Raw genomic sequence first — 17,595 nt, forward strand, 5'->3', positions numbered from 1 at the left:
AGGACGACATATCGAACGGACGATATCGGGGGGACGAAGCCATCATCACATCTGACACACAGCTCCGAGACGAGTTCGAACCGACACGGGTCTGGTACGACTGCGAGCGCACCCAGCCCGTCTCTGAAGCGGTCGCCGCGGCCGTGGACAAACACACCCGCCGCGACGCGGACCTGCCGCCGCTCACAGAGCACGTCGACACCGACGCCCTCGACGCCCTATTCGGCCGCGACACGCCCGGAGCGCCGCGCGTATCGGGTGCATCGCTGGAATTCGCCTACGCCGACCTCGTCGTCACCGTCGAGTCCGTCGGCCGCATCGAAGTCCGCGACGCGGGCCGGTAACCCGCCGAGTCGCTCGGCGCGACGTCGGGGCGGGTCGACCGTCGCGGACGGACCGCTCGACCTCGCCGTTCCGACCTGCGCGAATCGGTACCGAAAACCGATTGGGAGGCTCGGTCGAACGGACTGTCTGGACGCTCCATCGACTTAATTGGTTGAGAACGTTCAGACGGTATATTTGCGGTTTATTTGAATTACTGTCCCCGATAACGGGGGTCGGACTCCTCCGCGCCCCCGCCGCGACGTACCTTTTTGTCTCGGGGACGCCGACAAGGGGTATGGAACTCGAATTACGCTTCTTTGCGACGTTTCGAGAGGTGGTCGGCCAGAAGTCCATCTCCTGGCGGGTCGACGACGACGCGACGGTCGGCGACGTCCTCCGGTCGCTGGAAGCGGAGTACGACGGCCTCGCCGGGCGACTCATCGAAGACGGCGAGGTCAAACCGCACGTGAACGTGCTGAGAAACGGGCGCGAGGTGGTTCACCTCGACGGGATGGCCACGACGCTCGACGACGGGGACGCCGTGAGCGTCTTCCCGCCGGTCGCGGGGGGCTGACGTGGCGCGCCGACAGCGGGCGTTCCGCGGCATCTCGCCCCGCCTCGCGATTCAGTACCTCGAAGGGCTCGGCGGCGAGGCCGACGGCGACGGCCGCGTGGTCGGTCCCGACTGGACCGTCGACATCGAGACCGAGGAGGTCACGATAACGAGCAGTATCCAACTCACCGAGGTGCAACTGTCGTTCGAGGGCGACGAGGCGACGCTCGACGACCTCGTCGAGCGGTTCGCGCAGAAGGCGATGCGCGCGGGGGGATGACCGTGGGGGCAGACGGCGACCGGCGACCGGGGCGCGAACGACTCAGCGAGCGCCTCGCGCCGGACGGCGACGACGGCGGGCCCCACGGCGGTGCCATCGACGGCACGGCCATCATGCTCGCGGCCGCGAAGGCGAGCGTTCCCGCCAGCAACCTGCCGCGGTTGCTCGACCGGGCGCAGGCGTACCTCGACGGGCGGGCCGGCGAGTACGCACAGGGGTTCGAGTGCGTCCACGAGGACGACGAGACGGCGGTGTTTCTCGTCCCGCTGGGCCACTGGGACACGAAGGGACTCGACCTCGACTTCTCGCACCGCGAGGTCGACGCCGTCCGCCGGGCGCACGCCGAACACCTCCGACGGGTCGGCGCGGACGCCGACCGCCGCGACGAGTTCGAGACGGCGCTCGAAATCCGCGAGGTCGCCGTCGTCAGTCGGTAGGGCAAAAGCCGGCAACCCGCCCGACGATAGACGCCTATTTCGGGGGCGACGCCGTGCTACCGACAGATGCCAACCGTTTCTTCCGACCTCCTCGACGGCGTCCGGGCCGCGGGGCCGCTCCAACTCGGCATCGCGCCGTTCGGCCTCGTCGCCGGCGTCGCGGCCGTCGAACAGGGGCTGTCGGTCGCGCACGCCCTCGGCTTCTCCAGTCTCGTCTTCGCCGGCGCGTCGCAACTCGCCATGATAGAACTCCTCGGCGCGGACGCGCCGCTTGCCATCGTCGTCGGCACGGCCGTCGTCATCAACCTCCGGACGATGATGTACTCGGCGTCCATCGCGCCCTACTTCCGCGACCTGACCGCCCGGTCGAAGGCGCTCGCGTCGTACCTCCTGACCGACCAAGCCTACGCGGTGTCCATCGCCCGCTACGGCCGCGACGGCGAGACCGACCGCTTCGCGTACTACTTCGGCGCGGGCGCGTCGCTGTGGCTCGTCTGGCAGGTGACGACCGTCGCCGGCGCGCTCCTCGGCTCCGGGCTCCCGCCGGAGCTGGGCTTCGACTTCGCCGCGCCGCTGGTCTTTCTCGCCCTGCTCGTCCCCACGCTGAAAGACCGCGCCTCCGGCGCGTCGTGTCTGGTCGGCGGCCTCGTCGCCACCGGCGTCGTCGTCGCGGGCGTCCCGTTCCACCTCGACATCATCGTCGCGGCCGTCGTCGGCGTCCTCGCCGGCCTCGCGGTCGAATCGCTCGGAGGCGACGCCTGAATGCCGACCGGCTACGACTCGGCGACCGTCTGGCTCGTCATCGCCCTCGCGGGCGTCCTCACGTTCGCCATCCGCGGCTCGTTCATCTACCTGTTCGGCCGCATCGACGACGTGCCGCCGGCGGTCGAGTCGGCGCTCGAGTACGTCCCCGCGGCCGTGTTCGCGGCGCTCGTCTTCCCGCCGCTCCTCGCGCCCGCCGGCGACCTCGCGGTCTCCGTCGGCAACGAGAAACTCGTCGCCGGCGCGCTGGCCGCGCTCGCCGCGTGGTACACCGAACGCGTCCTCGCTACCATCCTCGTCGGCATGGGCGCGCTCTGGGTCCTCCGGTTCGTCGTCTGACCGGACGGCCCCCACGCCCCCAAGCTATTCGGGTCGGCGGCGACCACGACCGCACGCATGCCCTCCCCACCTCCGCGCCTCTACTCGTTCCCCCGCGACGACGAGGGTCGCGCCCTCCTGCCGACCGGGTTCGCCGCCGGCGTCGCCGCGTTCGTCGCCGGCACGCTCGCGGTCGCCGGCTGGCTCGCCCTCGCCACCGACGGCTCGTTTTCCACGCTCGACGCCGCGACCGAGATGACCGGCGGCAAGTCCGTGTCGGCCCCGTTCGTGCCCGTCTGGACGTTCGGCGGCGCGATGGGCCTGCCCGTCCGCCTCGTCGAGACGACCGGTCCCGGCCGCGCGGTCGTCCTCCGGAACCTCGTCGACGGACTCGACGGCCCCGCCGACCCGTGGTACTGGCTGGGCGCGCTCCCGCCCGCCTGCCTCTTTCTCGCCGGGTTCGTCACGGCGCGCCTCACGGCGTGGTCGCGACGCCCCGCCGAGGGGTTCGCCACGGGGTCGTCCGTCGCCTTCGGCTTCGCCGCCGCCGTCGCCGTCGCCGCGGTCGTCGCCCGCGTCGGCCTCGGCGACGTACCCCCGAACGCGGAGGGGTTCGTCCGCGTCGGTTCGACCGGGTTCCACCCGACCGACCTCGACGGGGACTCGGTCGGCCTCCCGCTTTGGGGCGCGTTCACCGGACTCCTGTTCGGCGTCGTCTTCGGCGGCCTCGGCGGGGCGGTGGCGTCGCTCGTCGATAGACTCGTCTCCGCGGTTCGCAATCGGTCGAAAAAGGCGTGATTCGGGTGAGTATCGACCGCGGCCGGGTGGGGCCGGGTGGTCGGTCCAGCCGTCGGCTCAGTCGTCGGCGGGCGCGGGCGAGTCGCCGCGGGAGACGCCCGTACCGGGGCCGATGTCGATTTCGAGCTCGGCGAGACGCTCGTCGGGGACGACGCCGTCGACCCACTGGCGGCGGGCGTAGTACTCCTCTTTCATCTCGTCGAGTTCGCACAGCTGACCCTCGGACGCGCCCTGTCCCGGCATCGCCTCGTCGCCCTCGACGAAGCGTCCCGGAAGCGAGTCGTCGGCGCCGTCGAAGCCGGCGAGGTTGTTGTAGTACCGCTCTAACGTGTAGATGCGGTCGCCGGTTTCGAGCAGTTCCTCTTCGGTCACGTCGCGGCCGGTCATGCCGTTGTACTGCAGGACGTACTCTTCGATGCCCTCCGCGAACGCGTTGAACTTGCAGATGTCGAACGAGTCCGAGATGGCGTGCATGTCCTGGAACAGCGCCACGAGTTCGCCCTTCCCGCGCCACTCGTGGGGGTCGTGTTTCTCCGGGATGCCGAGAATCTCGGCGGACGGCGTGTAGCCGCGGAGGTGACACGCGCCGCGGTTGGAGGTGGCGTAGCCGATGCCCATGCCCTTCATACAGCGCGGGTCGTACGCCGCGATGGTCTGGCCCTTGACGGCCAGCGAGTTGTCGTAGGCGTCGAAGCGCTCGGCGACGCGGTTTGCGCCCTCGGCGAGGGCGTCGGCGAGGTCGCCGTCGCGGTTCGCAACCTCGGTGATGAGGTCGATCATGCGCTCGGTGTCGCCCCAGTCGAGCTGTTCGCTCAGGTCGTCGAGCTTGCCCTGTTCGGACATCTCCATGGCCATCGCCATCATGTTGCCCATCTCGATGGTGTCGACGCCCATGTCGTTACAGCGGTCGATCATGACGGCGATTTCGTCGCGCTCGGTGTGTCCGGAGTTCGGGCCCAGCGCGTAGGCGGACTCGTACTCGTAGGACTCGCCGCGGACGTTCAGCTCCTCGCCTTTGTGCATCACCGACACCTCGACTTCCTTCTTACAGGCGACCGGGCAGGAGTGACACGTCGGCTCGTCGACGAGGATGTTCTCGCGGACGTTCTCGCCGGAGACGCGCTCGGAGTCGATGTCGACGCCCTCGGCGTCTCGCATCGCCGACGTCGAGGTGTACTTCCCGTTTTTCGTCGGGAGGCCGTCGAGCTCCTCGCCCGCGTTCATCAGGACGTTCGTCCCGTACAGCGACAGGCCGCCCTCGTTGGGCGCGGTGACCTCGGACTCGCGGATGAGTTGCATCGCCTGCTGGTAGCCCTGTTTGAACGTGTCGGCGTCGGCGGGCTTCGGCATCCGCGTGCCGGACTTCACGACGACCGCCTTGAGGTTCTTCGACCCCATGACCGCCCCCGTGCCGCCGCGGCCGGACGCGCGGTCGTCCTCGTTGATGATACAGCCGTATCTGACCTCGTTCTCGCCGCCGGGGCCGATGGCCATTATCGAGAGGTTCTTGCCGAGGCTTCCGTCGACCTCGCCTTCGAGCTCCTCGATGGTCTCGTGGACGCCCTTGCCCCAGAGGTGTTCGGCGTCGTGGAGCGTCAGTTCGCCGTCCTCGACGACGGCGTAGCTCGGCCGCTCGGCCTTCCCCGTGAACAGCAGGCCGTCGAAGCCGGACCACTTGAGCCGCGCGCCGCTCCAGCCGCCGTGGTGCGAGTCAGTGACGGTCCCCGTGAGCGGGGATTTCGTCACGACCGCGATTCGACCGCTCATCACGGTCTGCGTGCCGGTGAGCGGGCCGGTCATGAACGCGAGGAGGTTGTCCGGCCCCAGCGGGTCCACGTCCGGTCCCTGGTCGAAGACGTACTTCACGCCGAGGCCGCGGGCCCCGATGTACTTCTTTGCGTCCTCGTCGTCGATTCCCTCGTACGCGATGTCGCCTGACGACAGGTCCACCCGAGCGACCTTGTCGTGATAACCACCGAGTTCAGTCATTGTAATCCTCGTTAGTTATATACGGTCGCTGGCGGGTTAGTGATTCCCACCTTCAAGTAACTGATAGTAGTTACGCCGACGCGAACCGACGCCGGACTGTCTCGGGATTGCGGCAATCCGTGCGACTCATCCCGGTTGCGGGCCGGCCGCCCGCAACGCGACGGTTCCGGTGGCGTCGACGACGACGCTCGCGGGGCCGCGCGGCGGACAGGACCACCACGTTCCCGAGGTTGCCGCGCCGGTTTCGAGGCTCGCCGAGACGGCGTGACCTCCCGAGGTCGTCACGGGGACGAGCTCGCGGACCTCGCCGGGGTCGAGCGCGAGCGTGCGGGCGAACGACTCGCCGCCGCCCGCGGCGTCGACCCGGAGCGAGAGCCGGTGCGGCTCGTCGTCGCGGTTGGCGACCGTGAGCGTCGTGTTCGCCGGGCCGCAACCGGTCGTCCCGCTCGACACGTCGACGTACTTCGTCGGCTGGTCGGGGACCGGCCACGCCGTCTCGACGCGCCGCTCGGCCGTCTCGACGGCGACGCGGTAGCTCCCGCTTCGGTACGTCACCGGCACCGACAGCCGCGCTCCCGTGGGGACGCGGTACGTCCGGTCCACGAGCGCCGTGTCGCCGAGGTCGATGCGGAGCCGCGCGGTCGTCTCGGGACCGGGGTTCTCCACGACGACGCCCGCTGGCGCGTACCACCGGGCTGAGCCGTCGCCGACGAGCGGGAGGTCGATTCTCGGCCCGTCGTCGGGGGTCGCCGCCGCGAGCGAACACTCCCCCCGCGCGTCGCACGAGACGGTCCGCCAGAACGCCGCGGCGTCCCGGCCGAGGACGACTTCCAGCCCCTCGAACGCCGCGTCGACGGTCCACGTCGAGCGTGCCCGCAGGCCGCTGTCCGTCTCGACGAGCACCGCCGTCTCCCCGGTCGGCACCGAAACCGACAGCGCGGCGCGCTCGCCGGGCACGAGGTCGCGGTTCTCGAAGAACGCGTCGCGGCCGCCGCGGACGCCGACGACGGTCGCGAACACCGGGTCCGGCGTCGGGTTCCAGAGCGTCAGCGACCGCTCTACGCGCGCTTCGGTCGTCGGCGTCGCGGTCGGCGCGTCGGTCCCCTCCTCGGGCGTCGGCGTCTCCGTCTCCCCGTCCGGCGTCCCGCACCCGGCGAGTCCGGCGACGCCGCCCGCGAGAAGCGAGAGGAGCGTGCGGCGCTCCATACCGCACCTACGGGCGCGACGCATATGAACGTCTGTCGCGGCGGCCGCCCCTCGCGACCGCGGCGCTCCGCCGTCGCGGCTCCGACCTCCAAAACAGCTATTTCGTCGGCCGTCAGTCGTGTTCACGAACAGATGGGACTCGACAGCTTCCTCGACGCGATTGGCACCACGAGTCGGTCGCTCTCGGTGGTCAATCGCTCGGCACCCGACCCCGTCCAGCGGATGCTCGAAACCACGTTCGCCGACCAGCCGGTCGACGTCGACGAGCTGTCGGACGACGCCCGCGGCGACGACGTGGTCGTGCTCTCCGAGGGGACGGCCGAGGGGCGGGAGGTCGTCGCGACCTCGTCGCTGGAGGACGTGATGAACACCGTCCTCCTCGTGAACTCCGACCTCTACAAGACGGGGCAGACGAAACTCGACGAGTTCGAGCTTCCGTCGGTGCTCACGCGGCTCGACGACGTGCCGTTCTCCCTCCGCGGCTATCCCGAGTCCGACAAGGAGAAACTGCTCCTCGTGGCGATTTCGCGGTACATCGAGCGCCACGCGTGGCGCGCCGGCGACGGCAGGCTCCGGTCGTCGTTCCAGCGGCTCTCCCGAATCAAAGACGAGCGCGGGACGCGGGCGGTCTACCAGAAGGTCGCGTCGACCGACGTGCAGACCCACGTCTACGGGATTCCGGACTGGACGCCGCCGTCGAACTCCGACCTCCTGACCCACGGCGGCTACACGGACGAGTTCTACGACTCGTGGTTCGTCGTCTACACGCCGCCGGAGGGCGGTCCGGGCGAAGCGGTCGAGTCGGACGGTGGGACCGACGAGGCGGCCCCGGGCGACGGGCGGGGTATCGACGGCGCGACGCCGGGCCAGCCCGTCGCCCTCCTCGCCTTGGAGACCGAACCGAAGCGCTGGGAGGGCTACTGGACGTTCCAACCGTCGCTCGTTTCCGACATCGACCGCTACATCTCGCGGAACATGTGAGCGACCGGACAGGCCCGGTCGGTCGGTGCCCGCCGGCCGTCGAACCCAGACGAAGCCGCTTTACGCACCCGTCCGATACGGGTATCCAATGAGTAAGCCGAGCCCCGAGGTCTACGAGCGGGGACGCGGGATGGACGCGCACAACAAGGTGATGCGCGACATCCGTTCGCGGAAGCAGAAGACCTACGACCCCCACGAGCCGACCCGGGTGTGGATAGACGAGGACAACACGCCCGACGGCGTCTACGACTCGCTGACGATTATCCTCAACACCGGCGGCTGTCGGTGGGCGCGCGCCGGCGGCTGTACGATGTGCGGCTACGTCGCCGAGTCCGTCGAGGGCGGTACCGTCGCCCACGAGGCGCTGATGGACCAGATTCAGGTCTGTCTCGACCACGAGGCCGAGGAGATGGACGACGGCGAGAAAGCCGGTCTCATCAAGATTTACACCTCCGGCTCGTTCCTCGACGAGCGCGAGGTGCCCGCCGAGACCCGCGACGCCATCGCCGAGACGTTCGCCGACCGCGACCGCATGGTCGTCGAGTCGCTCCCGGACTTCGTCACGCGCGAGAAGCTCGCCGACTTCACCGACCGCGGCCTCGAAACCGACGTGGCAGTCGGCCTCGAAACCGCCACCGACCGCGTCCGCCACGACTGCGTGAACAAGTACTTCGACTTCGCGGACTTCGAGGACGCCTGCGAGGAGGCCGCCGCGGCCGGCGGCGGCGTCAAGGCGTACCTCCTGATGAAGCCGCCGTTCCTCTCGGAGCCCGAGGCGCTCGACGACATGAAGTCCTCCATCCGCCGGTGCGCGGCGGTCGACAACTGCCACACCGTCTCGATGAACCCGACGAACGTCCAGCGCTACACGATGGTCGACGAGCTGTTTTTCAACGGCGGCTACCGCCCGCCGTGGCTCTGGTCGGTCGCAGAGGCGCTCCGCGAGACCGCCGACGTGGACGCCATCGTCGTCTCCGACCCCGTCGGCGGCGGCCAAGAGCGCGGCGCGCACAACTGCGGCGACTGCGACGAACTCGTGTTCAAGGCGGTCAAGGACTTCAACCTCCGGCAGGACCCGAGCGTCTTCGAGCAGGTGTCCTGCGACTGCGAGGCGACGTGGGAGTTCGTCCTCGACAACGAGACGAGCTACAACATGCCGCTCGTGAAGTAAGCGCGCCGAGGCGCGCGACTGCGCGTCACCGCCGATGTCGCCTTCGCGCGGGCGCACGCTCGCGCTGAACCGGAACCGGAACCGCGGCGTCGCCCGTCCGCATCTCCGACCGTTCGTCCACTATCACGCCACGTTTTCTCTCATTCGGCCGCGTTAGGGGGTGCTATCCGAAAGTAACAGGCTCCTAACGGTTGGATAGGACATTCGTATCAAAGAGGGTGTGAGTCGTTGTCATATTCGGTGGTTCGGACGTGTCCATCCGAACCGCCCGCCATCATGACGAAACACACGTACAAGACCGTCTACTACGCGGATGGGTGGTTCGAGATACGCGAAGAGGAGAACGCCGAGGCGTGGATCGCCACGGACGCTCCCTGCGGTCTCGCCCCATAGCACGCGGTACGCGGGCCGGAAACCTCGACACTCCAACATCGCTCATCGTGTACGCCGCCACGTTCGCCAACCGGCCCCGTACCGCCCGCCACCGCGGCGGACGGTCTTTTTTATAACCCCTATCCCTCGAAGCCCGCCAGCACGCCCCGACCGTCGGTGTTGCCGAGTTGCGGGAGTGACGCCCGCTCGGGGTGCGGCATCAGCACCGCGACGGACTCGCTGTCGCCGAGGACGCCCGCGACGTTCCCGAGCGAGCCGTTGGGGTTCGCCTCGTCGGTGACGTTGCCCTCTGCGTCGCAGTAGCGGAACAGAATCCGGTCGTCGGCTTCGAGTTCCTCGTAGCGTTCGGCGTCGAGTTCGAAGCGACCCTCGCCGTGGGCGATGGGGAGTTCGATGACCTCGCCTTCCTCGTACGCCGCGGTCCAGCGCGTGTCGGCGTTCTCGACGCGGAGGTAGACGTGTTCGCACTGGAAGCGGGCGCTCGCGTTCGTCGTGAACGCGCCGGGGGTGAGCCCGGACTCACAGCCGATCTGTGCGCCGTTGCAGACGCCGAGGACGGGAACGCCGTCTTCGGCCGCCTCGCGGACCGATTTCATGATGGGCGAGCGGGCGGCCATCGCGCCGCCGCGCAGGTAGTCGCCGTACGAGAAGCCGCCGGGGAGGACGATGCCCGTCGTCTCCTCGGGCAGGGGGTCTTCGTGCCAGACGCGCTCGGCCTCGAAGCCGAGGTCCGACAGCGCGCGCACGGCGTCGCGGTCGCAGTTCGAGCCGCCGAACTGCACGACTGCGATCATCTCAGGCCTCGGCGACCGCGACCTCGTAGTCGTGGATGGTCGGGTTCGCCAGCAAGCGTTCTGCCATTTCGTCGGCGCGGGCCTCGGCCTCGTCGGCGTCGGCCGCGTCGAGGTCGACTTCGTAGCGTTCGGTGAAGCGGAGCGCGTCGAGCTCGAAGCCGAGTCGTTCCAGCGCGCGCTTCGTCGTCTCCGCCTCCGGGTCGAGCACGCCGCGCTTGAGGCGCACCGTCACCGTCGCGGTGTAGGTGGTCATCAGGTGGCGATGCGCGGTCATGTGCAAAAACGGTTTTGGGTCGTGTTTGATATGCACAGATGTGCGTATCGGTGCGCCGGTCGGCGACGAAGCCGGCGGAGACCGCGCCACATCGCCGTCGTCGGAGCCTCTGACGGGCGAGTCTCCGCGTCGGCTCCCCCACACGAATTCTATTGTTTGTTATACTTACTATACAAATTATTTCTATAAATTTCTAATATAATAATTACATACATGATATATGATAATCATTTTTATAGTATGGGTGATACGGCGTCTCACGTATGGCAATCGAATTCGCACAGAGTCCGCTCTTGACGTTCGTCGTCGGACTCGCGTTGGTCGTGTTGCTACTGGTCGTGTTAGACCTCCCCGCGTTCGTCGGCCTGGCGATAGCCGCGTTCGCGGTCGGGCTCGTCAACGCGGCGTTCGTCCCCGACTTCGCGCTCGCCGACGCGGCGACGCGGACGGCGTCCGCCTTCGGCGACGGGATGGCCGGCATCGGGATTCCCATCCTGATGGCCGCCATCATCGGGAAGTCGATGCTCGAAAGCGGCTCCGCCCAGCGAATCGTCCGCTCCTTCCAGTCGCTCGTCGGGAAGGGTAACAGCGACATCGCGCTGTGGGGGAGCAGTACCGTGCTCGCCATCCCCGTGTTCTTCGACAGCGTGTTCTACCTCATGGCCCCCCTCGCGCGGTCGATGCGCGCCCGGATGGGCGACAACTACGCGCTCTACCTCGTCGTCGTCGGGGCCGGCGCGGCGACGGCCCACGTGTTCGTCCCGCCGACGCCCGGCCCGCTCGCGGTCGCCAGCCGAGTCGGGGCCGACATCGGCACCACGATGCTCATCGGCGTCACCGTCGCCGTCCCGTCGGCCACCATGGGCGGCCTCGTCTACGGCCGCTGGATTAACCGCCGCGTCGACATCCCCCTCCGCGACGCGATGGGAACGACCACGGAGGAACTGCAGGAGCGCGCCCAGCGCGACGTGTCGTCCCTGCCGAGTTTCCTCGAAGCCACCGCGCCCATCGTCATCGCCGTCGCGCTCGTCGGGTCGCTCACCGTCGTCAACGCCCTCGAAGGCGTGACGGTGGCCGAACCGTTCCAGCCCCTCGTCTCGTTCGTCGTGGATAACCGACCGTTCGTCGCGTTCATCGGCGACAAGAACGTCGCGCTGACCGTCGCCGCGCTCGCCGCGGCCTACACGTACTACCGCTGGTCCGACCTCTCGCGGTCCGACTGGGAGGACGAACTCACCGAGGCGCTGAAAAGCGGCGGCAACATCGCGGCTATCACCGCGATGGGCGGCGCGTTCGGCGCGCTCCTCGCGGCCTCGGGAATCGGCTCCTACCTCGCCAACGGCCTCGAAGGCTTCGGCATCCCGCTTCTCGTGACCGCGTGGCTCATCGCCGCCATCGTCCGCATCGCGCAGGGCTCCGCGACCGCGGCGATGCTCACGGCCGCCGGCATCATGGCCCCGCTCACCGGCCAGCTTCCGGTCCACACCGCGTATCTGGTGATGGTCATCGGCGCGGGCGGCAACATCTGCTCGTGGTACAACGACTCCGGCTTCTGGCTCGTCAAGGAAATCGGCGGGCTCACGCAGATGGAGACGCTGAAGACGTGGACCGCGCTGACGACGATTATCTCCGTGACCGGTCTCGTCGTCGTCCTCATCGTCTCGTCGATACTGCCGCTGGCGTAGGCGCGCTCACCGTCACGTCGGCTTTTCCTTTTCCCGGGTGATTCACGGTCGTTCCCGAGGGGTTCGCTTGCGGAGAACGACAGCGGTTTACCGTTCGCCGACGCAGGACGGGTATGTTCAGCTTCGAACAGCTGGAGGTGACGGTATGACTCGCGAACTCACCGAAATCACGGTCATCGGAGGAGACAAGACCGGACTCATCGCGAACGTGACCACCCTGCTGTTCGAGCGCGGAATCAACGTCGAGGACCTCGACCAGGCGGTCCGCGAGGGAATCTTCCGGATGACCCTCCACGCCGACACCGCGGAGATGACCTGCTCGCGCGACGAGCTTCGGGCGGCGCTGTCCGACCTCGGCGACGACCTCGGCGTCGACGTGCAGGTCCGGTTCCCCTCGGACCGCGAGACCCGCGAAATCGCCGTCCTCGTCACGAAGGAGTCCCACTGCCTCGAAGCGCTGTTCGAGGCGTGGGCCAACGACGACCTCGGCGCGGATATCTCGGTCGTCATCGGCAACCACGACACGCTCGAACCGCTGGCGAGCCACTACGACGTTCCCTTCCACGACATCGGCGACCAGAAGGGCACCGCCAACGAAGAGCGCCTGCTCGACCTCCTCGAACAGTACGACGTGGACCTCATCGTCCTCGCGCGCTACATGCGCATCCTCGGCCCGAACGTCGTCTTCCGCTACGAGGACCGCATCATCAACATCCACCCGTCGTTGCTCCCGTCGTTCCCCGGCGCGGCCGCCTACCGGCAGGCGAAAGAGGAGGGCGTCCGCATCGCGGGCGTCACCGCCCACTACGTGACGACCGACCTCGACCAAGGCCCCATCATCGCCCAGCGCGCCTTCGACGTGCCGGACGACGCCTCCATCGACGAGATAAAAGAGCGCGGCCAGCCGCTGGAGGCCGACGCGCTCCTCGAAGCCGTGAAACTCCACCTCAACAACGACGTGTCGGTCCACCGCGGCCGCACCAGCCTCCGCGAGAGCGCCGACCCCGAGCGCTACCAGCTCGGCCTCACCCGCGAGGCGCAGGCGTCGAACCCCGACCGCCCGGTCGACGGCATCATCGACGCCCTCGGCGAGCGCGAGGCGCTCGCCCCCGAACAGTCCGAGGACTGAGCCGACTCCGAGCGGGGCGACTCCCGCCAGACACCAAGCCTATTTTCCCGCCGACCGACTCTGAGCCGTGCCCGTCTCTCTCCGCTATCGCGTCGCCCTCGGCTGTTACGCGCTGTGGCTCGCGGCGACCGTCCTCCTCGCCGCGCACGAACTCGGGTTCATCCCGCTCCTTCCCGGCGTCGAACCGGGCGTCGTGGCCGGCGCGGTGGTGTTTTTCGCGCTCGGCGTCGTCCAACTGCTCCGCCGCGGCTGGCGGTTCCTCGTCGGTGGCGACGCGTCGTGAGAAGGGAACAGACGAAAAACGGAGTCGCTCGCTCGTGGCCGACTACAGCTCTCGAACGCGAGCCACGGCGTCTTCGATGGCCGGCGCGTCGAACCAGTCGTGGTCGACGTAGGCGTTGGTGCCGGCGCAGTAGAGGTCCGACAGCGCCTCGACGATGTCGGCGGGCAGGTGGTCGGGCTCGACCGCGCAGTTCTCGCGCCAGTTCGGCTCGCCCGTCTCGATGGCCTCGGCCTTCGCGTCTTTCACGGCCGCGACCCACTCGGGCTGGACGCGCTTGTAGTACTGGCGGACGACCTCCTTCGAGACCTGCTGGCCGCCGTAGGAAAACCGGTTCTCGTCGAAGGTGCCGACCACGTCGCCGACCTTGACGGTGCCGTCGTGGTAGAGACACTCGATTTTGCCGTCCTCGTGGTCGAAGCCGGCCTTCTCGGCGCGCTCGGTCAGCACGTGATTCACGGCGAGCGCCAGCTCTTCGAGGCGGTCGAGGTCGACCTTCCCGGCGATGTCGTCGGCCTCCTCGCGGGAGAGATACCGGTCCTGTTCTTCGTACTTCGTGGAGAACTCCACGACCGGCTCGGGGAGGGAGACGGCCTCGTCGGGCCACTCGTCGGCGTCGAGGCCGTAGTCGGCGGGCTCGCCGCGCCGCCGGAGGCTCGACCCCACGGGGACGGTGTTGCGGAAGACGATTTCCAGCGGGATGAGGTAGTTGTCGCCGGCGGCCTCGTGGTAGGCGTCGTAGTCGTACGCGCCGTCCTCGTGGGGGAGGTCGGGCACCTGCGTGAGTTCGATGGCCATCTCCGTCGGCGGCGACTCGCACTCGCCGAGTTCCTTGACTTCGCCGTCCTCGACGACGCCGAGGTAGTGGGTCGGGACGTGGTTCACGTCGAGCAGTTCGAAGTTGTACGCGCCCATGAGACAGAGGCTCGCGCCCTTGTTCGGGACGTGGTCGGGCATCTCGCCCCAGTCGAACACGGAGTAGCGGTCCGAGAAGACGAAGCGGCCCCGCCCGAGGTCGGTCGCCGTCGGCTCCTCCTCGACGCGGAAGTCCTTCACGCTGGTCATGGTCGTTCTCTGGACTCATCCCACTAAGAAGCTTCCACTTCCGTGCGTATCTCACTCCGTGTCGAGACGAATCTATGCACGAATGCGCCCACCGAACGAATCGTATCGCTTTTTCGCGACTGTCCCGTCCGTTGGGCTATGGACGCTGCCCTCGAATCAGACGCCGCGTGGGTCGCCCGCCGACTCCGCGAGGCCGACACCGCCGTCGCCTTCACCGGCGCGGGGATGAGCACCGCCTCGGGCATCCCCGACTTCCGCGGCGACGACGGCATCTGGGAGACCGAGTTCGACCCGGCGTCGTTCCACCGCGACCGCTTCGTCAACGACCCCGGCGGCTTCTGGCGCGACCGCGTCCGCCTCCAAGAGCGCATGTTCCCCGACGGCGTCGAGCCGAACCCCGGCCACGAGGCGCTTTCGGCCCTCGAATCGCGGGGCGTCCTCGACGCGGTCGTGACGCAGAACACCGACGGCCTCCACCGCGAGGCCGGCTCGGAGCGCGTCGTCGAACTCCACGGCAACGCCGCGGAGGTCGTCTGCGAGGACTGCGGCACGCGAACCGACGCCGAATCCGCGTTCGAGACGGTCCGCGCGGGCGACGCGCCGCCGCGGTGCGAGGACTGCGGCGGCCTGCTCAAGCCCGGCGTCGTCCTGTTCGGCGAACACCTCCCGCGGGTCGCCTACAGCGAGGCGAACCGCCTCGCCGGCGACGCCGACGTGTTCCTGTCGCTCGGGTCGTCGCTGACGGTCCACCCCGCGGCGGGTCTCGCCGGCCGGGCCGCCGAGGGCGGCTCGCTCGTCGTCGTCAACTTCGACGCGACGCAGTACGACGACCGCGCCGACCGCGTCGTCCGCGGCGACCTCGCGGCGTTCCTCCCCGAAGTCGAAAAACGAGTCTGAAAACGAGTCTGCGCGCGACCGCTCGACCGCGCGACCCTGACCGCCCCGTCAGGAGTCGGACGGCTCGGCTCGCGGTCGTCACGTCCGCGTCGGTGTCCGCGGACAGCGGGCCCCTCGCCAGCCTCGCCCGCTGGAGATGCGTGACTGCGGACTGTCGCGAACTGCCGGTCGCACTCACCAATCAATTGATACCGGTTCCCAGTCATGTCTGTGCATGACTCGGTCACCCTCGCCGGGGACGGCGGGGACGGCACCGTCCGTTCTCTTCGTCGCTCCCGACCGCACCCGGGCGGACGCCGTCGCGGCCGCGCTCGACCGCCACGACGTGTCCGTCACCGTCGAATTCGACCTCGGGACGGCCCTCGGGCACGTCGCCGACCGGACGGTCGACTGCCTCTTGATTCCCGGCCAGTTCGGCCAACACACCGCCGCCGACGTGGTCGCGCTGGTCCGCGACCGCCACCCCGAGGTCCCGGTCGTCCTCCTCGGCCCCGGCGGGGCGGACGGGGGCGACGAGGGTGACGAGGGTGACGATAGCGACGAGGGCGACGACGACCTGCTCGCGGCCGACCCCGCCGTCTATCGCTTCTCCGACGACGTCGACTCCATCTCGTACGACCGCCTCGCCGACCGCATCCGGGCGGCGGTCGCCCGCTACCGGAGTTCGCAGGCCCAGCGCACCGAACGCGACATCGTCACCCGGCTCGAACGCCGCATTCAGCGCACCGAGCGGAAGATTACGTCGCTCCACGGCGTCGCCATGCGGCTCGCGTCGGCCGCCGACGCCGACGACATCTACGCGGAGACCGTCGAGGCGGCGGAGCGCATCCTGAACCTCGACATCTGTTTCGCCTTCGAGGCCGAGGCGGACCGGTTCGTCCCGAAGGCGCAGTCGTCGACGCCGACGGCCCGCGCCCTCCGGCCGGTTCCGAAAGACGCCGGCGCGATGGGCGAGACGTTCCGCACCGGCGAGTCCCACCGCGCGGTCGACATGGAACTCCACGCCTTCGGCCGCCCAGAGTTCGGCGACTACCGCTCCGGCCTCAGCGTCGCCATCGGTTCGTTCGGCGTCTTTCAGGCGGTCTCCGAGCAGACCGGCGCGTTCGACGAAATCGACCTCGAACTCGCGGAGCTCCTCGTCGCCCACACGAACGCGGCGCTCCAGCGGCTCAGCTTCGAGCGCCGGCTTCGGGTCGAACGCGACCAGTACGCCGCCCTGTTCGAAAACAGCGCCGACTGCATCATCGACTCGGAGTTCGTCGACGGCGAGTCCGTCATCCGCGCGGTGAACCCGGCGTTCGAGGCCACGTTCGGCTACGACGAGTCCGAGGTCGTCGGCCGCGCCATCGACGACGTGGTCGCGCCGGACGACCGTCTCGACGAGGCCGCGAAGCTCACCGAGATGGTCCGCGCCGGCGACTTCGTCCAGACCGAGGTGCGCAGACAGACCGCAAACGGCGAGCGGGACTTCCTCCTCCGGTCGGTCCCGGTCGGCGAGAACACGATATACGCGGTGTACACGGACATCACGGCGCGCCGGGACATCGAACGCGAGATGGAAGCCCAGAACCGCCGGCTCGACGAGTTCACGAGCGTCGTCTCCCACGACCTGCGCAACCCGCTTTCGGTCGCCACGGGCCACCTCAACCTCGCCCGCGAGAGCATCGATAACGACCACCTTGAGGCGGTGGCGCGGGCGCACGACCGGATGAACGCGCTGACGGAGGAACTGCTCGTCCTCGCGCGGCAGGGCACCGACGCGTTCGCCACGACGACCGTGTCCCTCGCCGAGACCGCAGAGCGGTGCTGGGAGAACGTCGAGACCGAGGGCGCGACGCTCGTCGTCGCGTCCGACCGGACTGTCGTCGCCGACGCGGGCCGGCTCCACCAACTGTTCGAGAACCTGATGCGGAACTCCGTGGAACACGGCTCGCCGGAAGCGTCCGAACCGACCGACGGCGGCGACGACACGGGCGGCCCACTCACCGTCACCGTCGGCGCGCTCGACGACGGGTTCTACGTCGAAGACGACGGCGCGGGCGTCCCGCCCGAACTCCGGTCGCGCATCTTCGACACCGGCTTTTCGACCGGTACCGCCGGTATCGGCTTCGGGCTGACAATCGTCTCGAACGTCGCCGACACCCACGGCTGGACGGTCTCGGTGGGCGAAAGCGCCGCGGGCGGCGCTCGCTTCGAGTTCACCGGCGTCGCGTCCGAGCCCTGAGCACCGGGTCGGCGAACGGGTCAGCGAGTCGGCGG

At 68.8% G+C, this 17,595-nt stretch carries 19 protein-coding genes; 14 read left to right on the forward strand and 5 right to left on the reverse strand.

Features of this window, described 5'->3' with window-relative positions:
• The first annotated feature begins 44 nt into the window (after positions 1-44).
• The 7 genes from C438_RS09595 (at position 45) to C438_RS09625 (ending at position 3,472) form a co-directional block, all read left to right on the forward strand.
• Positions 45-344, forward strand: a complete 300-nt coding sequence (locus C438_RS09595; RefSeq protein ID WP_275039876.1) for a HalOD1 output domain-containing protein — start codon at positions 45-47, stop codon at positions 342-344.
• A 275-nt stretch (positions 345-619) separates the two neighbouring features.
• Positions 620-898 (forward strand): ubiquitin-like modifier protein SAMP3, encoded by a 279-nt coding sequence (samp3, locus tag C438_RS09600; protein WP_004969175.1) that lies wholly within the window; start codon positions 620-622, stop codon positions 896-898.
• Position 899: 1 nt separating this feature from the next.
• A complete protein-coding gene (locus tag C438_RS09605; protein ID WP_004969176.1) occupies positions 900-1,157 on the forward strand; it encodes a hypothetical protein in 258 nt (85 codons plus the stop codon).
• Complete coding sequence (locus C438_RS09610) at positions 1,154-1,594, forward strand: hypothetical protein (RefSeq protein ID WP_004969177.1); 441 nt, start codon at positions 1,154-1,156, stop codon at positions 1,592-1,594. Before C438_RS09605 ends, C438_RS09610 begins: the two co-directional genes overlap by 4 nt.
• Before the next feature lie 66 nt (positions 1,595-1,660).
• Positions 1,661-2,356, forward strand: a complete 696-nt coding sequence (locus tag C438_RS09615; RefSeq protein ID WP_004969178.1) for an AzlC family ABC transporter permease — start codon at positions 1,661-1,663, stop codon at positions 2,354-2,356.
• Complete coding sequence (locus C438_RS09620) at positions 2,357-2,695, forward strand: AzlD domain-containing protein (RefSeq protein ID WP_004969179.1); 339 nt, start codon at positions 2,357-2,359, stop codon at positions 2,693-2,695. It abuts the gene before it with no gap.
• A gap of 57 nt (positions 2,696-2,752) precedes the next feature.
• Positions 2,753-3,472: a hypothetical protein gene (locus tag C438_RS09625; RefSeq protein ID WP_004969180.1), complete on the forward strand. Its 720-nt coding sequence runs from the start codon at positions 2,753-2,755 to the stop codon at positions 3,470-3,472.
• Positions 3,473-3,529: 57 nt separating this feature from the next.
• Here the strand turns inward: C438_RS09625 and C438_RS09630 are convergent, their stop codons facing one another.
• Together C438_RS09630 and C438_RS09635 are read right to left on the reverse strand one after the other, a co-directional pair.
• Positions 3,530-5,461, reverse strand: coding sequence for an aldehyde ferredoxin oxidoreductase family protein (locus tag C438_RS09630; protein WP_004969181.1), 1,932 nt, complete (start codon positions 5,459-5,461; stop codon positions 3,530-3,532).
• A 126-nt stretch (positions 5,462-5,587) separates the two neighbouring features.
• Positions 5,588-6,667: a hypothetical protein gene (locus C438_RS09635; protein ID WP_004969182.1), complete on the reverse strand. Its 1,080-nt coding sequence runs from the start codon at positions 6,665-6,667 to the stop codon at positions 5,588-5,590.
• Positions 6,668-6,799: 132 nt separating this feature from the next.
• On the opposite strand from C438_RS09635, the gene C438_RS09640 reads away from it, so the two are divergent.
• On the forward strand, positions 6,800-7,648 hold the full coding sequence (locus tag C438_RS09640) for a DICT sensory domain-containing protein (RefSeq protein ID WP_004969183.1): 849 nt from the start codon (positions 6,800-6,802) through the stop codon (positions 7,646-7,648).
• 88 nt (positions 7,649-7,736) lie between these two features.
• On the forward strand, positions 7,737-8,819 hold the full coding sequence (locus tag C438_RS09645; protein ID WP_004969184.1) for an archaeosine biosynthesis radical SAM protein RaSEA: 1,083 nt from the start codon (positions 7,737-7,739) through the stop codon (positions 8,817-8,819).
• Between the two features lie 512 nt (positions 8,820-9,331).
• Here the strand turns inward: C438_RS09645 and purQ are convergent.
• Together purQ and purS are read right to left on the reverse strand one after the other, a co-directional pair.
• The gene (gene purQ, locus C438_RS09650) at positions 9,332-10,006 is read right to left on the reverse strand and encodes a phosphoribosylformylglycinamidine synthase I (RefSeq protein ID WP_004969186.1); all 675 of its coding nucleotides are present in this window, start codon (positions 10,004-10,006) and stop codon (positions 9,332-9,334) included.
• A 1-nt stretch (position 10,007) separates the two neighbouring features.
• Positions 10,008-10,259, reverse strand: coding sequence for a phosphoribosylformylglycinamidine synthase subunit PurS (purS, locus tag C438_RS09655; protein ID WP_004969187.1), 252 nt, complete (start codon positions 10,257-10,259; stop codon positions 10,008-10,010).
• Positions 10,260-10,543: 284 nt separating this feature from the next.
• Here purS and C438_RS09660 point away from each other — a divergent pair, with 284 nt between their 5' ends.
• From C438_RS09660 to C438_RS09670, 3 genes are all read left to right on the forward strand, one after another.
• Positions 10,544-11,965: a GntP family permease gene (locus tag C438_RS09660; protein ID WP_004969188.1), complete on the forward strand. Its 1,422-nt coding sequence runs from the start codon at positions 10,544-10,546 to the stop codon at positions 11,963-11,965.
• A gap of 145 nt (positions 11,966-12,110) precedes the next feature.
• Complete coding sequence (locus tag C438_RS09665; RefSeq protein WP_004969190.1) at positions 12,111-13,094, forward strand: formyltetrahydrofolate deformylase; 984 nt, start codon at positions 12,111-12,113, stop codon at positions 13,092-13,094.
• Between the two features lie 67 nt (positions 13,095-13,161).
• Positions 13,162-13,377 (forward strand): hypothetical protein, encoded by a 216-nt coding sequence (locus C438_RS09670; RefSeq protein WP_004969192.1) that lies wholly within the window; start codon positions 13,162-13,164, stop codon positions 13,375-13,377.
• Positions 13,378-13,419: 42 nt separating this feature from the next.
• Here C438_RS09670 and C438_RS09675 read toward each other — a convergent pair whose 3' ends face one another.
• Positions 13,420-14,439 carry a phosphoribosylaminoimidazolesuccinocarboxamide synthase gene (locus tag C438_RS09675; protein WP_004969193.1) on the reverse strand — a complete coding sequence of 340 codons (1,020 nt, stop codon included), beginning with the start codon at positions 14,437-14,439 and terminating at the stop codon, positions 13,420-13,422.
• Between the two features lie 138 nt (positions 14,440-14,577).
• Here C438_RS09675 and C438_RS09680 point away from each other — a divergent pair, with 138 nt between their 5' ends.
• Positions 14,578-15,336 carry an SIR2 family NAD-dependent protein deacylase gene (locus C438_RS09680; RefSeq protein ID WP_004969194.1) on the forward strand — a complete coding sequence of 253 codons (759 nt, stop codon included), beginning with the start codon at positions 14,578-14,580 and terminating at the stop codon, positions 15,334-15,336.
• A 214-nt stretch (positions 15,337-15,550) separates the two neighbouring features.
• On the forward strand, positions 15,551-17,560 hold the full coding sequence (locus tag C438_RS09685; RefSeq protein WP_004969195.1) for a hybrid sensor histidine kinase/response regulator: 2,010 nt from the start codon (positions 15,551-15,553) through the stop codon (positions 17,558-17,560).
• Positions 17,561-17,595 lie beyond the last annotated feature (35 nt).

This window comes from Haloferax denitrificans ATCC 35960 (assembly GCF_000337795.1).
Classification (GTDB): domain Archaea; phylum Halobacteriota; class Halobacteria; order Halobacteriales; family Haloferacaceae; genus Haloferax; species Haloferax denitrificans.

Bases quoted from the DNA above. Each gene is read 5' to 3' on its own strand.
- C438_RS09665 (WP_004969190.1), top strand. From the start codon at position 12,111: ATGACTCGCGAACTCACCGAAATCACGGTCATCGGAGGAGACAAGACC.
- C438_RS09640 (WP_004969183.1), top strand. From the start codon at position 6,800: ATGGGACTCGACAGCTTCCTCGACGCGATTGGCACCACGAGTCGGTCG.
- purQ (WP_004969186.1), bottom strand. From the start codon at position 10,006: ATGATCGCAGTCGTGCAGTTCGGCGGCTCGAACTGCGACCGCGACGCC.
- C438_RS09615 (WP_004969178.1), top strand. From the start codon at position 1,661: ATGCCAACCGTTTCTTCCGACCTCCTCGACGGCGTCCGGGCCGCGGGG.
- C438_RS09625 (WP_004969180.1), top strand. From the start codon at position 2,753: ATGCCCTCCCCACCTCCGCGCCTCTACTCGTTCCCCCGCGACGACGAG.
- C438_RS09675 (WP_004969193.1), bottom strand. From the start codon at position 14,439: ATGACCAGCGTGAAGGACTTCCGCGTCGAGGAGGAGCCGACGGCGACC.
- purS (WP_004969187.1), bottom strand. From the start codon at position 10,259: ATGACCACCTACACCGCGACGGTGACGGTGCGCCTCAAGCGCGGCGTG.
- C438_RS09685 (WP_004969195.1), top strand. From the start codon at position 15,551: ATGACTCGGTCACCCTCGCCGGGGACGGCGGGGACGGCACCGTCCGTT.
- C438_RS09610 (WP_004969177.1), top strand. From the start codon at position 1,154: ATGACCGTGGGGGCAGACGGCGACCGGCGACCGGGGCGCGAACGACTC.
- C438_RS09620 (WP_004969179.1), top strand. From the start codon at position 2,357: ATGCCGACCGGCTACGACTCGGCGACCGTCTGGCTCGTCATCGCCCTC.
- C438_RS09680 (WP_004969194.1), top strand. From the start codon at position 14,578: ATGGACGCTGCCCTCGAATCAGACGCCGCGTGGGTCGCCCGCCGACTC.
- samp3 (WP_004969175.1), top strand. From the start codon at position 620: ATGGAACTCGAATTACGCTTCTTTGCGACGTTTCGAGAGGTGGTCGGC.
- C438_RS09635 (WP_004969182.1), bottom strand. From the start codon at position 6,667: ATGGAGCGCCGCACGCTCCTCTCGCTTCTCGCGGGCGGCGTCGCCGGA.
- C438_RS09630 (WP_004969181.1), bottom strand. From the start codon at position 5,461: ATGACTGAACTCGGTGGTTATCACGACAAGGTCGCTCGGGTGGACCTG.
- C438_RS09645 (WP_004969184.1), top strand. From the start codon at position 7,737: ATGAGTAAGCCGAGCCCCGAGGTCTACGAGCGGGGACGCGGGATGGAC.
- C438_RS09660 (WP_004969188.1), top strand. From the start codon at position 10,544: ATGGCAATCGAATTCGCACAGAGTCCGCTCTTGACGTTCGTCGTCGGA.